At 56.3% G+C, this 19,548-nt stretch carries 16 protein-coding genes and 1 pseudogene; 11 read left to right on the top strand and 6 right to left on the bottom strand.

Features of this window, described 5'->3' with window-relative positions:
• Nucleotides 1–490, bottom strand: a pseudogene (locus tag FEAC_RS13480) (hypothetical protein); the annotation flags it as partial.
• A gap of 512 nt (nucleotides 491–1,002) precedes the next feature.
• Here FEAC_RS13480 and FEAC_RS13475 point away from each other — a divergent pair.
• From FEAC_RS13475 to FEAC_RS13460, 4 genes are all read left to right on the top strand, one after another.
• Nucleotides 1,003–1,482, top strand: coding sequence for a GNAT family N-acetyltransferase (locus tag FEAC_RS13475; RefSeq protein WP_052566514.1), 480 nt, complete (start codon nucleotides 1,003–1,005; stop codon nucleotides 1,480–1,482).
• A gap of 102 nt (nucleotides 1,483–1,584) precedes the next feature.
• On the top strand, nucleotides 1,585–2,493 hold the full coding sequence (locus FEAC_RS13470) for a heavy metal-binding domain-containing protein (protein WP_052566512.1): 909 nt from the start codon (nucleotides 1,585–1,587) through the stop codon (nucleotides 2,491–2,493).
• Between the two features lie 4 nt (nucleotides 2,494–2,497).
• The gene (locus tag FEAC_RS13465; protein WP_201773920.1) at nucleotides 2,498–3,325 is read left to right on the top strand and encodes a heavy metal-binding domain-containing protein; all 828 of its coding nucleotides are present in this window, start codon (nucleotides 2,498–2,500) and stop codon (nucleotides 3,323–3,325) included.
• A gap of 60 nt (nucleotides 3,326–3,385) precedes the next feature.
• Nucleotides 3,386–3,640, top strand: coding sequence for a hypothetical protein (locus FEAC_RS13460; RefSeq protein ID WP_035391570.1), 255 nt, complete (start codon nucleotides 3,386–3,388; stop codon nucleotides 3,638–3,640).
• A 325-nt stretch (nucleotides 3,641–3,965) separates the two neighbouring features.
• On the opposite strand, the gene FEAC_RS13455 is transcribed toward FEAC_RS13460, so the two are convergent.
• The 3 genes from FEAC_RS13455 to FEAC_RS13445 all read right to left on the bottom strand — a co-directional run bounded on the left by FEAC_RS13455 (nucleotide 3,966) and on the right by FEAC_RS13445 (nucleotide 6,705).
• Entirely contained in the window at nucleotides 3,966–4,664 is a 699-nt protein-coding gene (locus tag FEAC_RS13455) for an SDR family NAD(P)-dependent oxidoreductase (protein WP_035391568.1), read from the bottom strand.
• Nucleotides 4,665–4,903: 239 nt separating this feature from the next.
• On the bottom strand, nucleotides 4,904–5,533 hold the full coding sequence (locus FEAC_RS13450) for a response regulator transcription factor (protein WP_035391565.1): 630 nt from the start codon (nucleotides 5,531–5,533) through the stop codon (nucleotides 4,904–4,906).
• Complete coding sequence (locus FEAC_RS13445; protein ID WP_152623270.1) at nucleotides 5,530–6,705, bottom strand: sensor histidine kinase; 1,176 nt, start codon at nucleotides 6,703–6,705, stop codon at nucleotides 5,530–5,532. The genes FEAC_RS13450 and FEAC_RS13445 overlap by 4 nt, the downstream gene beginning before the upstream one ends.
• A gap of 799 nt (nucleotides 6,706–7,504) precedes the next feature.
• Between FEAC_RS13445 and FEAC_RS13435 the strand changes: the two genes are divergently transcribed.
• On the top strand, nucleotides 7,505–9,217 hold the full coding sequence (locus FEAC_RS13435) for a DUF885 domain-containing protein (RefSeq protein WP_052566510.1): 1,713 nt from the start codon (nucleotides 7,505–7,507) through the stop codon (nucleotides 9,215–9,217).
• 17 nt (nucleotides 9,218–9,234) lie between these two features.
• Here the strand turns inward: FEAC_RS13435 and FEAC_RS13430 are convergent, their stop codons facing one another.
• Complete coding sequence (locus FEAC_RS13430) at nucleotides 9,235–11,346, bottom strand: amidase family protein (protein WP_160290418.1); 2,112 nt, start codon at nucleotides 11,344–11,346, stop codon at nucleotides 9,235–9,237.
• A 318-nt stretch (nucleotides 11,347–11,664) separates the two neighbouring features.
• Here FEAC_RS13430 and FEAC_RS13425 point away from each other — a divergent pair, with 318 nt between their 5' ends.
• The 4 genes from FEAC_RS13425 (at nucleotide 11,665) to FEAC_RS13410 (ending at nucleotide 16,381) form a co-directional block, all read left to right on the top strand.
• Nucleotides 11,665–13,512 carry an ABC transporter substrate-binding protein gene (locus FEAC_RS13425; RefSeq protein WP_035391559.1) on the top strand — a complete coding sequence of 616 codons (1,848 nt, stop codon included), beginning with the start codon at nucleotides 11,665–11,667 and terminating at the stop codon, nucleotides 13,510–13,512.
• Between the two features lie 104 nt (nucleotides 13,513–13,616).
• A complete protein-coding gene (locus FEAC_RS13420; RefSeq protein WP_236684667.1) occupies nucleotides 13,617–14,522 on the top strand; it encodes an isoaspartyl peptidase/L-asparaginase in 906 nt (301 codons plus the stop codon).
• A gap of 95 nt (nucleotides 14,523–14,617) precedes the next feature.
• Nucleotides 14,618–15,445 carry a M55 family metallopeptidase gene (locus FEAC_RS13415; protein WP_035391574.1) on the top strand — a complete coding sequence of 276 codons (828 nt, stop codon included), beginning with the start codon at nucleotides 14,618–14,620 and terminating at the stop codon, nucleotides 15,443–15,445.
• Between the two features lie 3 nt (nucleotides 15,446–15,448).
• Nucleotides 15,449–16,381 (top strand): succinylglutamate desuccinylase/aspartoacylase family protein, encoded by a 933-nt coding sequence (locus tag FEAC_RS13410; protein ID WP_052566504.1) that lies wholly within the window; start codon nucleotides 15,449–15,451, stop codon nucleotides 16,379–16,381.
• Here the strand turns inward: FEAC_RS13410 and FEAC_RS13405 are convergent.
• Entirely contained in the window at nucleotides 16,378–16,989 is a 612-nt protein-coding gene (locus FEAC_RS13405; RefSeq protein WP_052566502.1) for a GNAT family N-acetyltransferase, read from the bottom strand. The two genes, FEAC_RS13410 and FEAC_RS13405, sit on opposite strands and share 4 nt — an antisense overlap.
• Nucleotides 16,990–17,407: 418 nt before the next feature.
• Here FEAC_RS13405 and FEAC_RS13400 point away from each other — a divergent pair, with 418 nt between their 5' ends.
• Complete coding sequence (locus FEAC_RS13400) at nucleotides 17,408–18,973, top strand: phage tail sheath family protein (RefSeq protein ID WP_035390834.1); 1,566 nt, start codon at nucleotides 17,408–17,410, stop codon at nucleotides 18,971–18,973.
• A gap of 24 nt (nucleotides 18,974–18,997) precedes the next feature.
• The gene (locus tag FEAC_RS13395) at nucleotides 18,998–19,480 is read left to right on the top strand and encodes a phage tail protein (RefSeq protein WP_035390800.1); all 483 of its coding nucleotides are present in this window, start codon (nucleotides 18,998–19,000) and stop codon (nucleotides 19,478–19,480) included.
• Nucleotides 19,481–19,548 lie beyond the last annotated feature (68 nt).

Here is a 19,548-nt window from a genome sequence, read left to right as displayed (position 1 = left end):
AGGCGCGGGTGTAGCCGAGATAATGGAAGCGTCCGATGAGCTCATTCCATGTTGCGGAGTCAGAGCGGGTATCGACCTTAACAAGTGAGACAGAGTCGAGCTCGCCAAGCGAGCAGGCCAGCATAGGGCCCTCTTCGATCGTTGCCTCCAGGTGCCTCCTAGGAACTGGCTGTGGCCCTGTGGGTGCAGGTAGGGTAATAAGTCCGTCAGCCGCCATCTTGGCGAGTGCGACCCTCGCTGACATATCCTTTAACCCACCGTCTGGCTTTGTCCACCCAAGGGATCGACAGAGCGCCCGCGAGATTGATGCCCGGGTAGGATACGCCGGGTCCAAACAGAGGGTGCGCACTATCTCCATCTCCACCTCGGTGAACTCCCGGCCAACATAGCGGTAAAGAGAACCGTCTGCGCTCTTCGATGCCTGCCTACTGTTTGCCGCCACGCTCTCGGTGACGATACTCTCGCTGGATGGTTGCCCGATCTGGTTCACAGCACCAAAGCTACAGGACTTTCTAGCGTGTGTCCAGCCGGGGGAGCCTTCACTACCGGCATCCGCTAGAACGTATGCAACCAGCGCCCGACTGCACCTTGGACGTTCCTCGGACAGAGACACAACGAAGCTGCTGTCCGAGACGCGCTACGAACCCTTGAACCGCTTCGCCCTAGCGACCGAGAAACACTTCCCTCGCAGCTTCACCCGACCGACTCTCGGTGGTGACCTGAATAGTTACACCTAGTGATGCTGCGGATGACCAGTTGTTAACGGTCACGAACTCGATCTCATTATCGCTTCTGGTGGTGACCTGTTTTTGTCGTCATCAACCACATCTCTAGAGTCAGCCACACGCTAGAGAAAGGGATCTAGCCACGTCTTTAGGACTCTGGCTACTGCAAAAGCTAGTGGTCACTTGCAACATCGGCTTCGGACGCCCGATCACGGACCGGCAGAGGTTTGCTCTTTGCTCCAGGATCGGGAGGTGATGAGGACTACCATGGCAGGCTGTGACATATAGGATTCTCCCTCGCAACGCAAGCCATCTCACCGAATGCATCACCGTCTTGGCTGAAATACATGAGCAAGACGACTATCCGGTGGTCTGGCCAAGTGATCCAATTGCATGGCTGACCGGCGAGCAATTTTTGGGTGCGTGGGTGGCGTTGGATGGTAACACATTGTTGGGCCATGTCGGCTTGAAGTTCTCCCAACTCAGTGATGGGACAGAGGTTGGTGAGATATTTCGCCTCTTTGTCGCTCCGAAGGTTCGGGGGAGCGGTGTAGGAAAGGCACTCTTGGAGTATGGAGTAAATGAGTTACGGCTACGTGGGTTGTTGCCAACCCTGCGAGTTGTGGTAGAGATCGGGCAGGTAGCTGCGATCTATGAGCATCTTGGTTGGCGGCTGCACTCCTCTCGTCGAGCGACTCATGGACCACTCGCGAGTCAAGGTTTCACAATTGCTACCTATGTGTTGGAGGCCGACTGAGTTGATGCTCGCCATCGGCGACCTGACAGTTTGCTGAAACGTCCTTTGCATTGTGGTATGAGTGTGGTAACCTAATTCTAGATTAGGGGAGGTCGTGACAGCGTGGCAGATTGGGATGGCAAGGGTTTACCGCCGGCCGCACAACGCCGTGTAGAATCGGCAGCTGCCTCTTCGTTGCGATCATCGCTCCTTTCGATAACTGCTAATACTGGCATTGAGTCGGTGGGTTATCGACCGGTGAGCGAAGTAATGGGAAGCGTGGTGCTCAGCACCTATGGGGCAGTGATGCCTTCGTGTGGGGTCTATAACCAGGGCTATGGAACACCCTTTGGCATGAATGCCGGTATGTCAGGTGTACGAATGGGTGGAGGCCAGCAGTTCTATGGAGGTTATGAACCTTACGTCGATGTGATTAATCGCGGGTGGACGGTGGCGATGAACCGCATGCTCACCGAGTCGAAGGCGGTCAATGCTCACGGTGTCGTAGGAGTGCAACTCACCCAACGTCGTTTCGAAGGCGGAGCTATTGAGTTCATGGCGATGGGCACTGCGGTGCGATCTACTGTCGTGAAGGACCACCATGGTCGCGATATTTTTACCACCCATCTCGATGGCCAAGATGTGTCGAAGTTGCTACACCATGGTTGGATGCCGGTTCGGTTGCTTGTCGAGGTTACGGTGGCGGTGCGTCACGACGATTACAACACGTTGACCCAGGGGTCGATGTTCGCGCCAAATGCCGAGCTGACTGGTTTTAGTGATCTCGCTAATTCGGCTCGCTCTTCTGCCCGGCAGAGCCTACGACGACACCTCAAGCCCAAGGATGAGGTTGGGATGATCATCGACTCTCTCGACTCCAACATTTTCCGAAACGAGATGGGACAGGGCCACTCCGATCATCTTTGCGAGGTTCGCGTAGTGGGCACAACGATTGCACAGTCGGGTCAAGCGGAGACACGCATGCAACCCCTTTCGATTATCTATCTGAAGTCAAGAAAGACAGGAGCATAACAACATGGCTGAAGAGACCCTCGATCCAGAACAGCTAGGGGTGCCTGAGGACGCTATTCGGCGCCTCCAGGAGATGCGGCCAGGGCAGTCCACCTCCCTGTTCACCTCGGACCTATCGGTCAATGAGTTCTTACTCGTTCGCGAGGCCGGATTCCGGCCCTTGGGGCTGGTGTTTGGATCCTCTATCTACCATGTCGGCATCCAAGTGGGTCGATGGAGTAGCAACCAAGAGCTCGACAAGTTGACTTCTGCGATGTATCATGCCCGGGAGCTCGCGATGGAGCGGATGCAGTCTGAGGCTGAGGTGCTTGGAGCAGACGGCATCGTGGGCGTTCGCCTTGACGTAGAGTTCAAGGAGTTCGGTAACGATATTGCCGAGTTCATTGCGGTGGGTACAGCCGTGAAGGCTGACGATACCTCAATCAATTGGCAGAGCGGCGGGCGCCCATTTACTTCGGACTTGAGTGGACAAGACTTTTGGACGTTGCTCCAGTCCGGTTATGCCCCTCTGGGAATGGTTATGGGGACCTGTGTATACCATATAGCCCATCAGGGGATGCTGAAGTCGATGGGAAATTTTGGCCAAAACACAGAGATTCCGGTCTTCACTGAGGCGCTCTATGACGCCCGAGAGCTAGCGATGAGCCGGATGCAGGCTGAGGCCGAGGCGTTGCACGCCGAGGGTATCGTTGGTGTAAAGCTGCTCGCGCTGCCACATCAGTGGGGTGGACACACCACAGAGTTCTTCTCCATCGGCACCGCGGTACATCCACTAAGAGATGATCACATTATTGCTAAGCCGCAAATGGTGCTTCCACTGACTGATTTCTAAGCCAACTCCGTCTCTAGACGGGTGAGGGTGATTACCTCCTCGTTGTCTTAGTGAAAAACGGTGCTGGCCGCCGATCCTCACTTCGGATTGCTGCGAGGAATCTATGTGCTGCTGGTAGATACCTTGCACACAGCCGATCTGTTAGATGGATCTTGGGCTGGCCGAGATACACTGCGAAGCCAAGCCCTCGTTGGTGTTCGTGAAGGTAGACGAGCCGAGGAGCGCTCGTACAGTGTTGCCGATGGGTTTGGTGCCGGTTGGCGCCTTGCCCATGAGGTGAGCGACCTTCTAGCCCGGTCCCCTCAAGATGGCTGATCCGTGGTCGAATACATGGCTTCCTATGATCTGCCTGGATGAAGGTTTAAAACTGTTAGCAAACGTTCTGTAGCTTCAGCCGGCTATCATCTCCCGCCGGTGCATCCAGCGTCGACCGTCGTCGAGTACCCGATGTGAGTGCGACCTGTTCGTATCGGCATTGTCGATTTGGAGGCAGTCCGCCCTGTGTTTGTGGCTGAATCGGCTGAACGCAACTTGGTTGCAAATGAACCACGTGACCAGCGAACTGAACTGGCTGGGAAATGGTTCGGTTACCAGGTTGCTTGAAGATGTGCTCGCCGGACCGTGCAAGACGCAGTCACGCTCAGAACAGCGCACTTCCGCCGTCAATCGAGAGCGTCTGACCACTGATCCAACTGGCACGCTCGGATACGAAGAACGAAACTCCATTGGCAATGTCAGCTGCCTCGCCAAGTCTCCTCAGCGCAATCCCCTCTATTAGCTTGCGTTGACCTTCAGCTCCGTAGGACTCCCACTGAGCGATCGTCGTCGGATTGGAGAGCACAAAGCCGGGTGCGATGGCGTTCACGGTGATCGCATAAGGGCCAAGCTCGTGGGCCATCTGGCGAGTGAAGTTGATCTGAGCAGCCTTGGCACTAGCATAGGCCTGGATTCCGGTGAGGGATACGCTTCTTCCTGCGCCCGAGGAGATGGTGACGATTCTACCCCATCCTCGCTGCTTCATCCCGGCTACCACAGCGCGTACACAGTGAAATGTGCCGGTCAAGTTGACGTCGATGACAGCCCGCCAATCCGCGTCACTTACCTCCTCTAGTGGCCGATGAACTTGGCCGAGAACTCCACCAGCGCTATTAACCAATACGTCAATAGGGGGTGCAGAGGCCACAAAGCGCTCTACCGACTCGGCATCGGTAACGTCCATCTCCTCACGATCGGTGCGTAGCACCTGGAGTCCATCCGCCTCGAGCTGATCGGCGACAGCGCGACCTATCCCCTGTGCTGTGCCCGTGACGAGTGCCACTGGGATGGTTGGTCGAGACATGATAAGTTCTCCTTTGCGCGCTAGGCTCCGCCGATGCGGCTCTTTTGCAACAGCACCCTAGCGCTTGATCCTCAGGCCAGCGTTCGCCACCGTCCTAATTGGCCAGCCGACATGATTACAAGCGTTTCGATGGTGACAAAGCCAGCAGTGTGAACAGTGGGTTCGGATGCGCCCTAGAACGAGCAGGTTGCAAGCATTTAGAGACATCGATTATCTTTGACGTGACGACTCGACGACTACTAGCGATAGATAGCACCTCGGTCGAGATAGCCGTGATCGATGGCGGCCACCACCGCCTGTGTTCTGGTACTCACACCAAGCTTGCCAAAAATACGCGCGAAATAAGTCTTCACGGTTGGCTCGCTAATACCGAGCACCCCACCGATAATGGTATTGGTGGCACCGGAGGCCGCGAGTGTGAGCACCTCGAGCTCTCTTTGAGTAAGGAGAGCATCGTTGAGCAGATCGTGCGAGATCCTGCTGCTTACCGCCGTTGCATAGTAGCTTCGCCCAGTCGCCACTCGCCGGATCGCATCGAAGAGAATCGATTCCTCCACATCCTTCAAGAGATAACCCTTTGCCCCCGCCGCGAGTGCCGAACGAACTAAAGCTGGTTCATCATAGGTCGTCAGCACAAGCGCGTTAGCCTCGGTCCTATCGCGCACCCAAGCAACCAGACTAGCGCCGTCGCCATCTTGGAGTTTGAGGTCACAACACACTACATCTGGTAGCTGTGCGCTGATAACCTGCTTCGCTTGCGCTATACCGGCAGCTTCACCAACGATCTTACAATCAGGAGCCTTTGCCAAGATGCCAAGCAGTCCACGTCGTACGATGGTATGGTCATCAACAATCACAACTTTGATCATCTTGGCAACCGAACCTTGATTTGTGTTCCGGTCTCTCGATGGCTCTTGATACTAAAATCACCGAAGACTTGCTCAACTCTGCGCCGCATCAACTCAAGCCCAAAGTGTTCGCGGAGATCAGTCCCCTCGGCCTCGAAACCTACGCCGTCATCCTCAACGAGGACGATAAGCGACCCCTCCTCTTCGACAAAATCGAGGTAAGCAGTTCTCGCCTTCGAATGACGGATGATATTGTTTCCGACCTCTCGCAGGATGAGGGTCATGCACTCAGTCGTTGTCGGATCGAGTAGAAACTCGGTAGAAGGAAAGTGCTTCACGATCAAGGTAACGCCACTGGACTGGAGCTTGTCCTTCAACAGTTCCACCTCATCGGCGACCGACGCCAGCGTTGTAGCTGGCAGTTGCCCCTCTCGAATGACCGCTCGCGCCGCATCGAGAGCGGTCTGTGCCGCTTCTTCAATTAGCTCGACGTCGATAGCACCATCTTGTCCACCACGCACGATCAGCAAAATGCCAATAAGTTGTTGTGCAATCGTCTCGTGAATACGCGCCGCGAGCCGCTCTCGCTCGTTATTCTCGCCAATTTGGCGATAGAGTTCAGAGAGTCTGCCCTGGGTAACACGCAACTCATTGAGGCTCCGCGAGAGATTCGCCTGTTGGTCAAGGAGTCGAGAGATAAAGATGGCGACAAAGGAGCCGGCGACAAAAGTCGGTACAAACCAATCGGCGATCACTACGTACGAAACCGACGGCCGCGCAAAGTAGTGCGAAAGAAAGCCCACCATGCCCTCGATCACAGCAACACTCGGCAACGAAAGCTGCAGCGGCAATATGGCATAGACCAACGCTGCTACAGGCATCAAGAGGTAGCCAGTGTTCGGATTGAGCGAGGACGAGATGGCGAGAATAACGATCTGCGATCCGATCAGCACCCAGAGTCGAGTCTTCGAGCGTCCAAGTTGGACGAACACCGGCTTTCCAATGCCGAACCAACTGAGCGCTGCAACTAGTTCCGCAATCACAGCACCAACCTCGCGACTGGTGGAGTGCGAGGGGTAGACCAACGTCATGATGATCGCTGCACCGAGAGAACCCACGAAGAGGAGGCTCCAGACCCAAAGACCGCCTCCTAGAATCGTGCGTCGCTGTTCACTCCGATCGAATCGTGCCATACCTGTTCCGATGCTAGTTGTTTTCGACAGAGTGCCATCCTCCCCAGCTTGATAGAACAGAACCTTCCCCAATTGTTGGCACCTCGATACATGGGACTGCGTCCCGCCTTGATACTGGTCGCCCAAGACTGCCCCCCGAGGCTTAAGAGCTAATCTTTGCACCCTACCGCAGCCGGCTCTTAGCTCAGAAACACGCGATGCCTCGATAGGATCAAACACAGTCTCTGGTTGTCTTGATCGCAACAACGCACAGAGAAACGCTACGCGCTAGCCGAGCGTGACGCGGTGGTTGAGCTGCCAAAACCGGTCGCCATCATCTCTCGAGCCGTGAGTCCCAGGCCACCGGGTGAGAGGATAGCACGGGCAAGAATCCCATAATCTTAGATGCTCTAGGCACCCCAACATCCTCGGGATGCTTGGCCCAGCCACGGTTTAGCTCTCGCTCGAGACGATACGCAGTAGACGCAGAGACGGTTTCACCAAGGTCAGCCAAAATTGAATGAGCATACCAACCATCGCACACTCATTCGTCTGGCAACTACCATTCTCCGCTCCAGATCACCTTCTGTCTTGCCAACATAAAACCAGCAGCGGAATCACTGATTGAGTCTCGGTGCCTTCAATGGGCGACTTAGAGCCAGGAAGTTTTGTAGTCGGACTGCTTTCAATTATCGATGGAGTTTGTCAATGGTGGGGCTGGTTGCACACCTTGGCCATAGGATGAATGGAATCGTGCAGAAGAACCGGTATATGCACTTTTCCAATCATTGAGCACTAAAGATAGACCTGGAGGATAGTTATGATCGACGGAGTCCAGCAAGAGCTTGCCAGTCTCAATGAAGCATTCTTTGCTCATAAGCACGGACGCGATCCGCTGACCGCTACCGAACTTGGTCTTCGTGGTTTCGATGCTGCGCTCCCAGACCTCAGTCGCGAGGGAGAGCTCGCGACGGCTTCAGGCTATCGAGGGCTGCGAGTGCGGATCGAGGCTCTGCTTGGAGATGAGCAGAGCCTCCAGAACTTGACCTTCGATGAACGGGTGAATCTTGAGGTCATGGAGGCACTTGCATGGAGTGCGGGCATGGATCTTGAGGACGAGCTATGGGCCCGCAACATCTCGGCAGGGGGTTATGTTGCTCCTCAGGCAAGGATCTTCCAGACTGTTCCGACAGCGGTGATTGTAGATCGTACCGGAGTCGACAACTATCTCGAGCGACTCTCGCGATTGCCTGCCCTCTTTGCCACCATTAGTGAACGTTATCGCCAGGCTGATGAGGCCCGCCAGTTCTCTACCGCCGCCGGCGTTCGTCAGGCGATAGCTCAGCTCGACGGACATCTAGCACTCGATGACGCCCATGATCTATTCATCAACGTGGCTCTGCCCCAAGATTTAGAGGGTGTCCGCGAGCGGATTCGAACCCTCGTGCACGAGAGCATTCGGCCTGCTATCGCCTCCTTGCGCGACTATCTGGCCACTGGTCCACTGATCCATGCTCGAGCTGATCACGAGGTCGGACTCGGCTCTATTGAAGATGGCGACGCCCTTTATCATCGAGCACTTGCTCGCCACACGACGACCGCCATGACCGCTGAGGAGATCCATAACTTGGGGTTAGAGACGCTGGCTGAGCTCGACGATGAGTGGGCTACCATCGGTGGCCGTTTGTTTGGGATCACAGACCGACGGGCTCTCTTCGATCGTCTGCGCACTGACTCGACGCTGCGCTTTGAGGATGGCACCCAGATTGTTGAGGTGGTAACGCGGGCGCTCGCGGCGGCAGAGCGTGAGCGTTTGAAGTGGTTTCCCGACCGAGCGATTGCTAGTTGTGTGATCGAGGAGATCTCAGCGGCCGAGGCCGAGAATGCTGCGCTCGCGTACTATCGCGGACCCTCAGATGATGGATCCCGTCCAGGCGCCCACTGTGTTCTAACTACCGTCCCCACCGAGCGATTTCGCTATGAGTACGAGGCGTTGGCGTTCCACGAGAGTGTGCCCGGCCATCATCTACAGATAGCCACCGCACAGACCCTCCAAGAGCTACCCACTTTCCGGAGGTACCTCGATGCAGAGGTAAGCGCCTTTGTAGAGGGTTGGGGTCTCTATGCCGAACGCCTCGCCGACGAGATGGGTCTATATAGTGGTGACCTCGCACGTCTCGGGATGCTCTCCTTTGACGCCTTGAGAGCTACACGATGCGTGGTCGATACAGGGATGCACCATTATGGTTGGTCGAGACAACGAGCGGTCGAGTTCATGTGGGAGAATACCGCTACCAACATGGCCAACGTTACCAATGAGATCGATCGCTATATCGGTTGGCCAGGTCAGGCGACTGCGTATCTGGTTGGCCGTAGGGAGATTCGTCGTCTTCGTGGCGAGGCTGAGCGACGGCTAGCCTCGACCTTTGACATCCGAGGCTTTCATCGAGTGATCCTCGGCCAAGGGGCAGTCCCGCTGGGGGTTGCTGCCTCCGTCGTGGAGGCATGGATCAAGAGCGTGGCAACTGGCTAATAGGACGTAGCAGCTGGCTACCCCTTTTGCAGTAACTCCTCGATGGTGGTCGCCCAAGCAAGAAGTGCGAGGTCTTGGCCGAAGCCACCTGCAAGTTGCAGGCCAACTGGCAGCCGAGATCCAGGGATGGGGATCGAGATCGCGGGCTGTCCGGTCAGATTGTAGCAGCGTGTCATCACCCCTTCGAGGTAACCCTCGGGTGTGTCAGGCGAGGGATTCTGTCCTGGCGCAACAATCGGGGCAGTGGGTCCGATGATCAGGTCGATGTCTTTCGTGCCGGCCGTGACTGCTTCAACTCCCATGGCACGTTGGCGTAGCGCATTATGGTAATCAGCCTCGGTGATGGATCGGGCTAACGTCAGTACGCGTGCAGTCTCTTCACCGAAGTGCTCGCGATCGAGCTCGAGCTGGGGGCCATGAATCTGGAGCGCTTCATAGCCGACGATGGTCTCAAAGGTCAAGTCGAGCTGGTCAAAGGGTTCTGCGTCGAGCTCGACAATCTCATAACCGGCGCTTTTGAGTACAGCCAAGGCTCCTAATATCGCCTCGGCGACGGTGGGGTCGAGGAGATCGGTGTCGAGTTGGTTGGAGATGAAGCCGAGTCTTGGCACAGCGGATGCGACGCTAGTTGCGATGGCACCGGTCAAGGCTCGGTAACACAGCGCGGCGGTTGCGACGTCGGTGGCCAAGATGCCCACGTGATCGAGGGACGGCGAGAGTGGTGTGATACCTCCTATGGGGAGATGTTGATAGCTGGGTTTGAAGCCGACGACGCCGCAGTAGTGTGCAGGAATGCGTACCGAGCCCCCGGTGTCGGTTCCGAGCGCCAGTGTTCCAGCCCCGACGCCGACCATGACCGCAGAGCCTCCGCTCGAACCCCCGGCGGTGAGCGCAGGGGCTACTGGATTGCGCGCATCTGGCAAGTTTGGGTGTGGGCAACCCAAGGCGTACTCCAGCAGTGAAGTGGTGGCGAAGATGTCTGCACCCAGGCTGCGAAGCATCGAGACGATTGGCGCCTCGACGGTGGACGGTGGTCCAGCCATGTCAACCGGGTTACCGTTACCAAGGGGAGCGCCGGCGATCGCGATGATGTCCTTGACCGCGATCTGGTATCCGTGGAGTGGCCCTTCGGGTGCACGCAAAGGGGCGTCGAGGTAGCGAACGACGGCATGAAGCGGTTCAGCGTAGCGATGCGCACGGTAGTAGGCGTTCATGAGATCGAGGTTGGCAACCTCACACGTTCGCTCACCTCGCTCAATTGCTTGAATGAGCCGACCAACATGGGTGGTTAGTGGTCCTTTGAGGTCATGAAGTAGATCGGTCACCTCAGTGGGACGCCGCCGAACCATAAGATCGCGATAGATCCCACTGTGCGACTTAGCGCTTTTGGCGTTGAATGCGCTTAGGCGTACGAGGGATCCCTCTAGATCTTGGGGATCGAAACCATCGAAACCCTCAGGCTTCACAGGGGCTTGGTCGAGCACCTCTTGAGCGATGGCGATCATGAGGTCTTGGTAGCGAGGATCGGAGAGCGAATCGGCGATCGAGAGATCGGAGACCGCTCCTGCATACAACATGGCACCATAGGCCTCCTTGCCCCAAAGGTAGCCAAGAATGTTGTCGGTTGGTTGCGCGTACGGGAGAGCCTCTACCAGTCGACGAACGCGATCAGTTACCGCATCAGCAAAGGGTTCGCCGACGTAGAAAGCAGCTATGTTGCCCTGCTTGATGAGACCAGGCGCCATCAGGTCGGCTCCGATGTTGATGAAGGCGGTAACGATCTGGGTGCGATCGATAAAGCGGGTGAAGGTCTCGAGGGTGAGGCCATTCTGAATGGTCAGAAGTGTCGCATCGAAACTGAGATGCGGGGCGATGAGGGCGGCAGCCGCCTCGGTATGGTGACTTTTGACCGCCACGGCGATGCACTCGTGGGTTCCTTGAAGCTCCTCGGCATAGATCGCTTTTGGGTGGACGGTGAAGTGTGCAACTGGACCTTCTATGGTGAGGCCGTTGGCACGGATTGCATCTATATGGGCATGGTCGCTGTCGCATAGGGTGATGTCGTGACCTGCGGCCGCCATGTGCGCCCCGATCATTCCACCTATCGCTCCTGCACCAACGATGGTCATCTGCATATCTCGTCTCCCGTCTCGGTCTAGGTTGGACTCGTAGTTTCGAGTGTCAATCGGCAGGTCAGAGCGCTTGATTTGACGGACGAGGTTGACAAGTCATCACCGGTCAACTGCTGCTGGCTGAGTCCTAGCTCTACTCCGCTCTATCGTGGTCCTTGGCGCCTCGCTGTCGCCGTGCGCGAATCTTGTCCCCAGTTTATGAAAGTAAAGTAAATTTGTCAACTCAGAATGTAAAGATGATTACAGTATTGCTGAGGAACCGCTAGTATCACTGATACCACGGCAGGGGTGCTGAGGAAAAGGGGGAACCTGAAAATGCGTTCTAGTTGGATCAAATTTGCGGCTATCTCAGCTGCGAGCGTTATGCTGCTGGCGGCGTGTGGGTCGACCGCTTCGAGTCCGAACAACTCATCGTCATCGTCGACTACCACGAAGCTAAAGGGAGGTACCGCCTACTTCGCGGAGCAGCCGTTGTCGCCACCGACTTATATCTTTCCGCTCATGAGCGGGGCAAACGAGTCGAACGTGAACCTGTATGAGTTCGACAACCTGATGTTCAGGAACCTCTACTTCTTTGGTAAGAATGGCAAGGCAGAGATCAACTACTCACAGTCGCTCGCCAACGCACCGGTCTATTCGAACAACAACATGACGGTGACCATTCAGCTGAAGGGCTGGAAATGGTCGAACGGCGAGACTGTCGACGCTCGTGATTTGGTGTTTTGGATGAACCTGCTGAAGGCGAATACCAGTCAGTGGTTCGATTACGTGCCAGGATATTTTCCTGACAACGTCGTCTCTTACAAGGCGACCGGGCCGCTTACCTTTGTGATGCAGTTGAACAAGTCCTACAGTCCAACCTGGTTCACCTATAACGAACTCTCGCAGCTGGTTCCGTTGCCACTCGCCTGGGACAAGACCTCGGCATCTGCGCCTACTCCAAGCGCGACCAGCACTAACGCTCCAGATTTGACCACCGCAGGAGCACAGGCGGTCTACAAGTTCCTAAACGCCGCCTCTACTAGCCTCTCAACTTATGCCACTAATCCGCTATGGCAGGTGGTTGATGGTCCGTGGAGATTGACTAGCTTCACCACCCAGGGTAAGGCGGTATTCGTCCCCAACACCAAGTACTCGGGCTCGCCTAAACCGACGCTGTCCCAATTTGTGGAACTCCCGTTTAGCTCCGACTCTGCAGAGTTCAACGTCTTGAGCTCTAGCAAGAGTATCAGTTACGGCTATCTGCCGGTGAGTGACTTGCCGCAGAAATCTAGGGTTGCTGGCGAAGGCTATAACTTTGTTCCATGGCAGATCTTCGGCTTCAACTACATGCCGATTAACTACAACAACCCGACGGTGGGGCCGATCTTCAAGCAGCTCTATGTTCGTCAAGCCCTCGAGGAGTTGGTTGACCAGCCGCAGTGGATCAGTACCTTCTTGAAGGGTTATGGAACTCCCACCTACTCACCGGTCCCAACGGTGCCAGCTAATCCGTTTGCTGACTCTGTCTCAAAAACGGTTCAGTATCCATACTCGCCAGCCAATGCCAAGAAGCTTCTTGTGTCGCATGGCTGGAAGATGGCCGGTGGCGTGATGACCTGCGTAACCGCTGGTAGTGGAGCTAACGCTTGTGGATCTGGGGTAAAGGCAGGCCAATCGATGAACTTCACGTTGAAGTATATCTCTGGTATCACCTCTGCGACCGAGGAGATGACCGCCTTCCAGTCTGCGGCTGCGCAGGCCGGTATCAGGATCACCCTCAGCCAAGCACCATTTGCCGGTGTGATCAGCTACTCAGCGGCCTGTACTCCATCACAGGCTGCTTGCTCGTGGGAGATGGCCAACTGGGGAGGCGGCTGGAGTTACTCTCCTGACTACTACCCATCCGGCGAGACCCTCTTCGCTGCGGGGGCTGGCTCCAACGACGGTAGCTACAGCTCGTCGACCGCCAATACCCTGATCGCGGGTACCTTGACCTCATCTGGTACGCAGGCACAGTCTGCGCTTAATGCCTATCAGAACTACATGGCCAAAAACCTCCCGGTTATCTACCAGCCAGAGACTGATGTGCAACTCTCTGAGATTGCTACCAACCTCCATGGTGCAACTCCACAGAGTCCCTACGAGTACATCACCCCAGAGGATTGGTACTTCACGAAGTAGGTAGTTGGTTGGTTAGAGTTTGAGGTGAGTACGAATTGACGCCTCTGGGCCTTCGTGGCCTAGGGGCGTCTGAGTGTCAAGAAAGGAACGACTGGATAGTGTTGATGATTGCGAGTGCCAATGGAGCCATTGGAATCGATGGGGTGTGGGCAGATATAGAAGGCGGATTAGACCCCATAACCGCCGTCGAGCGCGCCGCATGGTTTGTTGAGGATAACCTCGATGACCATAGTGTCGGCACCGGGGGACTCCCGAACCTCGAGGGAGTCGTTGAGCTCGATGCCTCCATCATGGACGGCAACTCGCGTCGCGCTGGTTGTGTTGCTGGGCTTGCGGGCTATCGCCATCCGATCTCGGTGGCTCGTGCGGTTATGGAACGATCGCCTCACGTACTGCTAGTAGGAGAAGGTGCTGCCAAGTTTGCCCACGAAGTTGGCGCCGAGGGGGCCGACCTTCTCACCGATTCGGCCAAAGCTATCTGGGAGCGTGCGGTAAAACAGCTCGATCCGGGGGAGGCTGCGGACCCATTGACCCGAGTCATGGCGCTCACGACAGATCCGGAGAAGGCAGCTGGGACCGTCAACTTCCTCTACCTCGCTGACGATGGGTCGATGGCCTCATCGGTCTCGACGAGTGGTTGGGCATGGAAGTGGCCCGGTCGGGCAGGAGACTCACCGGTCATCGGAGCTGGGAACTACTGTGATTCGCGCTACGGAGCCGCCGCCTGCACCGGTTTCGGTGAACTCTCCATCCGTGCCTCCACTGCACGAATGGTGGTCCGTTATCTCGCCGACGGAATGAGTCCAGAAGACGCAGGTATCACCGCTATTCGTGACCTTGAAGATCTAGTTGACTCCTCCAACAATTTCATAATGCACATCGTCATTTTGGCTGCGGATGGACGTCACGCTGCCGTCTCTACCAAGGCGGAGACGATGTACGCGATCAGAGAGACAGACTCTGACGGCGCCAGGTTAGTTCCTCGGACCTACGTTCCAGTCAAAGGTTAAGAGTCTCGGCATAGCCGTTGGTTGGCCAACGCTTCGCTAAGCCTCGAGAGGGATCGGTTGTAGGAAGCAGTGAAGAGAGAAAGGGAGCATACCAAGTGAGGGTTTATATCAGCTTTGACATGGAGGGGATCTCAGGAATCGTCGACTGGGATCAGTGTACCGGCAGCGGTCCGGCGGTTGCAATGGGCCAAGAGCTCACCCTTGCCGAGATCAACGCCGCCATCGATGGCGCCCTGAAGGCTGGAGCGACTGACTTTGTCGTCAACGACGCTCACTACCGAATGCAGAACCTCGATCCGAGACTGCTGCACGGGGATGCTACCTATATCTCTGGAGCTCATAAGCCCGGCTACATGATGGAGGGCCTGACCGCTGAGTTCGACGTTATCTTCTTCATCGGGTACCACGGCAGTATCTCTGGTGTGGCTTCTGTGATGTCGCATAGCTACAATCCTGCGGTCTTCACCGAACTGCGGGTGAATGATCTCGAGGTCGGAGAGAGTGGTGTCAATGCTCTCGTTGCCCTTGGCCATCGGGTTCCGATTGGACTCATCAGTGGTGATCGTGCCACTGCACTACAGGCTCAACCGCTCATGAAGCAGGCGATCACAGTTCAGGTGAAGGAGTCGATAACTAGGTTCGCCGCAGCTAACCTCCATCCCCACGTTGCCCACAAGCTGGTGGCCGATGCGGCCGAACGAGCCGTCGAGGCTGCCACGGGCATCGATCTTCCGGCGATCGATCTTCCGGCTACGATCTCGATGTCGTTTCAGACCGCAGATCAGGCTGAGCTAGCAAGTTGGATCGCTGGCGTAGAACGAACCGATGTTAGGGCGTGTGCGATCAAGGGTGACGATCCTCTCGCTCTGTACCGGGCCTTCGTAGGGGTGTGTTATCTAACCCGACAGGCACAAGGGCGATAGACGATGGAACAGCGCTTCCTCCACAGCGACATCTCCTCGATTGCCCACCTGCAGATCCCCTACGTTGAACTTCATGGAGCCAAAGACGGGCCGACGCTCACGCTGGTGGCTGGCGTGCATGGGTGTGAGTACACCTCACAACAGGCGGTGCGAACCTTTGTGAACGGTATTGATCGCTCTCGTTTGGGTGGACGGATTCGGGCGGTTCCAACTTTAAATCTTGATTCGTTCTACGAGCGCAGCCCTTTCGTCTCCCCGCGTGATCAGAAGAATCTCAACCGTTGCTTCCCGGGCGATCCAGAGGGGAGCTACTCGGATGCGCTCGCCTACTTTGTGACCGAGGAGTTGATCAAGGGATCGGACTACTTCATCGATCTTCACGCTGGAGACATGGTAGAGGATCTCTTTCGTTTCACCATCTATGATGACTCGCCGGTACAGGACGAGTCTCGCCGCCTTGCGGATGCCTATGGTTTCCCGTTCGCCATTCATCAACCCATGTTGGATCCAGCGGTGACCGGTGCCACCTCGCAGATAGCTGGTGGACTTGGTATACCCTCGATTATCGCCGAGTCTGGCGGACGTGGTCTGGTCGAGTCCGAGGCGATCGAACATCACCTTCGGGGTTTGGCGCGCACCGTCGCTTACTTGGGGATGTACGAGCCCGAAGAGGCGATCGAGCCTGATCTACCCGTTCGCCATCTCCATCGCTTTGTCTGGCTCCGCTCCGGTCAACAAGGCTGGTGGGCGCCCTCGGTTAGCGTGGGTGACGACCTCCACGCCGGCGATGTGGTCGGTACGGTCAGCGACCTCTTCGGCGAGACGCTCGAGGAGATCACCACCCCAGTCGATGGAGTTCCGGTCTTTTTGACCTCCTCACCGGCGATGAAGGCTGACGGGTTGGTGATCGGGATCGCCGCAGACGAGGAGCGCTAGACCGAAGGGGACGCCGGCTTGTAACCGAAAGCGCATCGACCAGCCAGGTGCTGGCTCTCCCATTCACGGCTAAGTAGCGCATAATCGACCTCATCGGTCAGCTCTCCTTTGAAGAGTTCATTCTCGACCAGGTAGGCCTCTTGGCGCATTCCAAGTCGTTCTGCCAACCTGAGTGAACTTTGGTTACGGGCGTCGATTCGTGCTACTAATCGCCGAACTCCAAGTTCATCAAAGGCGATATGGAGTACGCCGTGCGCGGCCTCAGTGGCGTATCCATTTCCTGAATATTTAGGGTTGAGCACCCAACCGATCTCTCCGTTGCGGTCATTGGCGCTCGTGAGCTGGAGACTAATATCGCCGATTACCACAGAAGATGCGACGTGTTCGACGCCGATAAGTAGGCCTTCACCCTCACCGGAGAGTGAACGCGTCGCCCAGCGAGTCTCGAGTCGCTCTTCGATCTCGCCCCGCGTCATTGGCTCAGGTGGAATGTAGCGACAGGTGGACTCCAGTGAGCGGTATGCATGGAGGTCGCCGAGGTCTCCCATTGTGAGACCTCGTAGCTTTAGCCGTTGGGTATGGCGAGATTGGGAGAGGTCTAGATGCACTAAAGTCCAGCATATCGACTGCGATGTTGAAGCGAGCGACCGGCCTCGAGGGCGTTCCGCTCTTCAGCTGATATCATCCGTAGGTGGTCAATTTGTACACTTGGACTGTTGTAGCGACGGTGACTGATCCTGCTCGACTTAGAGGTGTGGTTTAGATTCAACTCAAGCCATCAATACACCTCCTCTAAATCGCTTGACACTCCCCTTATCTTGAGATATAATCCAGAACTGGCCGGGGTTTTCATTTAGGGGGTCATCCCTTTATAGGGGGTTAATACATCTAGGGGATCTCCTCCTCTGGTGGGTCTTCCGGCTTTGGGTGGGTAATCGCATAGCTCCTCACAACAAGGGTTAGCTATCGGTGACCACGTGTGCTGTTGCCGTTGAGACTGTTGCCGATGAGAGGAGTTCTACTACCATGCCTACTTATACCGCTCCTGGGGTCTATGTTGAAGAGGTTCCATCCTCTCAAAAGAGCCTTAGTGCGGCTGCAACCGCTATAGCCGCCTTCGTTGGCTTTACCGAGGTTGCACCGACCGACGATCCCTCCGACCCTGAGGGGACCAAACCCCGTCTAGTAACCAGCTGGACCCAGTTCGAAGAGCTCTACGGTGGCTTTGTCAACGGCTACATGCTCCCGCTCTCTGTCTATGGCTACTTCCAAAACGGAGGTTCGATCGCCTACATCGTTCGTATCCCAAACACCGAGCCCTCCAACGAGCCCTCGACGGTTGCACTACCAGCCGCCGATCGTGCCCTTGGAACCCCAGTGACCATAGAGAGCATCGATCCTGGCTCCCCGATCTCGGTCGTGATTCGCTCCGCTGAGTCTGACGAGGAGGGACCCTCTCCCTTTGACCTTGACGTACTCTTGAACGGGACCCAGGTTGAGTCCTTTGACAACCTCACCCTCTCTCCCGGGGATCGCAATATCGCAACCGTCGTCAATGCAACCTCAACAAAGGTCAAGGTCAAGCTAGACCTGAAAGACGATGTCGACCTAGCGAACATGATCGAGGTCATGAAGCCCGGTACCTACCCACTCGTCGCCCCAGCTCCACTCCCAGTCCCAGTCACCGGTAAGAAGTTCACCGGCTCAGAGACCGCTCGTACCGGCATCAACGGGCTATCGATCGCCGATGAGGTGACCATGGTCATCGTCCCCGATCTAGTCACCGCAGCTACCCGCCCAGACGGCACCATAGACCTAGCGATGTGGAAGGCGGTCCAGACCGCACTCATTGGCCACTGCGAACTCCAAGGGAACCGGATGGCAGTCCTTGATGCTCCCCCAGGCATGAGCGTACAACAGATCAAGGAGTGGCGCTCTGATGTAGCTATGTATGACTCCGCCTTTGCCGCCCTCTACTACCCCTGGATCAAGGTAGAGAACCCAGCTGGCACCAACGGCCAAAGCGAGGTCTTTGTCCCTCCCTCTGGTCACGTCGCAGGTGTATGGGCTCGCACCGACGACACCCGAGGAGTATGGAAGGCACCAGCTAACGACACCATCCGAGGCTGTCTTGACATCGAGCGTCCAATCACCAAGAACGAACAGTCGCTCCTAAACCCGATCGGGATCAACTGCATCCGCCCCTTTGGCACCAGAGGGATCCGGATCTGGGGGGCTAGAACCCTCTCCTCCGATAGTGACTGGCGCTATGTCAACGTTCGACGCCTCTTTAACATGGTCGAGACCACCATCTTGGATGGAACCCAGTGGGCGGTCTTTGAACCCAATGACGTCGGCCTCTGGGAGGGAGTAACCCGAACCCTGAACGCCTTCTTGGGTGGACTCTGGCAAGATGGTGCCCTCTTTGGTGCCTCACCAGAGGAGGCCTTCTACGTCAAGTGCGACGCAGAGACCAACCCACCCGCCTCCATCGATGAGGGCCGCCTCGTCGTCGAGGTCGGTATCGCACCGGTAAAGCCCGCTGAGTTCGTCATCTTCCGTATTAGCCAACAAAAGCAAGTAGCCAGCTAACCAAAGGACTAGGAGAGTACCCATATGGCACAGTTCAACCTGTTAAAGAACGACCCGTTAACGACGACCAACTTCTACATCGAGATCGACAGTGCATTCGTCACCAACGTCACCAGCGTTGATGGTCTAAACGTAGAGATCGAGGTCGCTGACTTCAACGAGCGCACCCAGAAGGGTCAGCTCGTCCAACACAAAGTGATGAGTAAGCCAAAGTGGAATGGTGAACTCACCATGAAGCGGATCGCTCCTCTTGATTCTGCCAACGACGACATCTGGAAGTGGTTCAACGACCTACGCACCAAGGGCATGACCGCCACCACCCGTACCAAGCCTCGTCGTCACGGCTCTGTAGTAGTCTATGACTCCGCTCTCACCGAGACCGCACGTTGGAACTTCTACGATGCCTGGCCCTCCAAGATCGAGTTCGCCAGCCTAGAGGCCTCCGCCAACGACGTCGCAGTAGAGACGATCACCCTCCAGTACGAGAAGCTCGAGCGAAAGAAGTAAGACCACCAGTGAAGACCCAATACGAATTCCTCCTCCCCCGTGGCTACATCGATGAGGCTGGGGGAGTG

The sequence above is a fragment of the Ferrimicrobium acidiphilum DSM 19497 genome, from assembly GCF_000949255.1.
GTDB classification, from domain to species: domain Bacteria; phylum Actinomycetota; class Acidimicrobiia; order Acidimicrobiales; family Acidimicrobiaceae; genus Ferrimicrobium; species Ferrimicrobium acidiphilum.
This window is presented reverse-complemented; position numbering and strand designations above follow the sequence as displayed.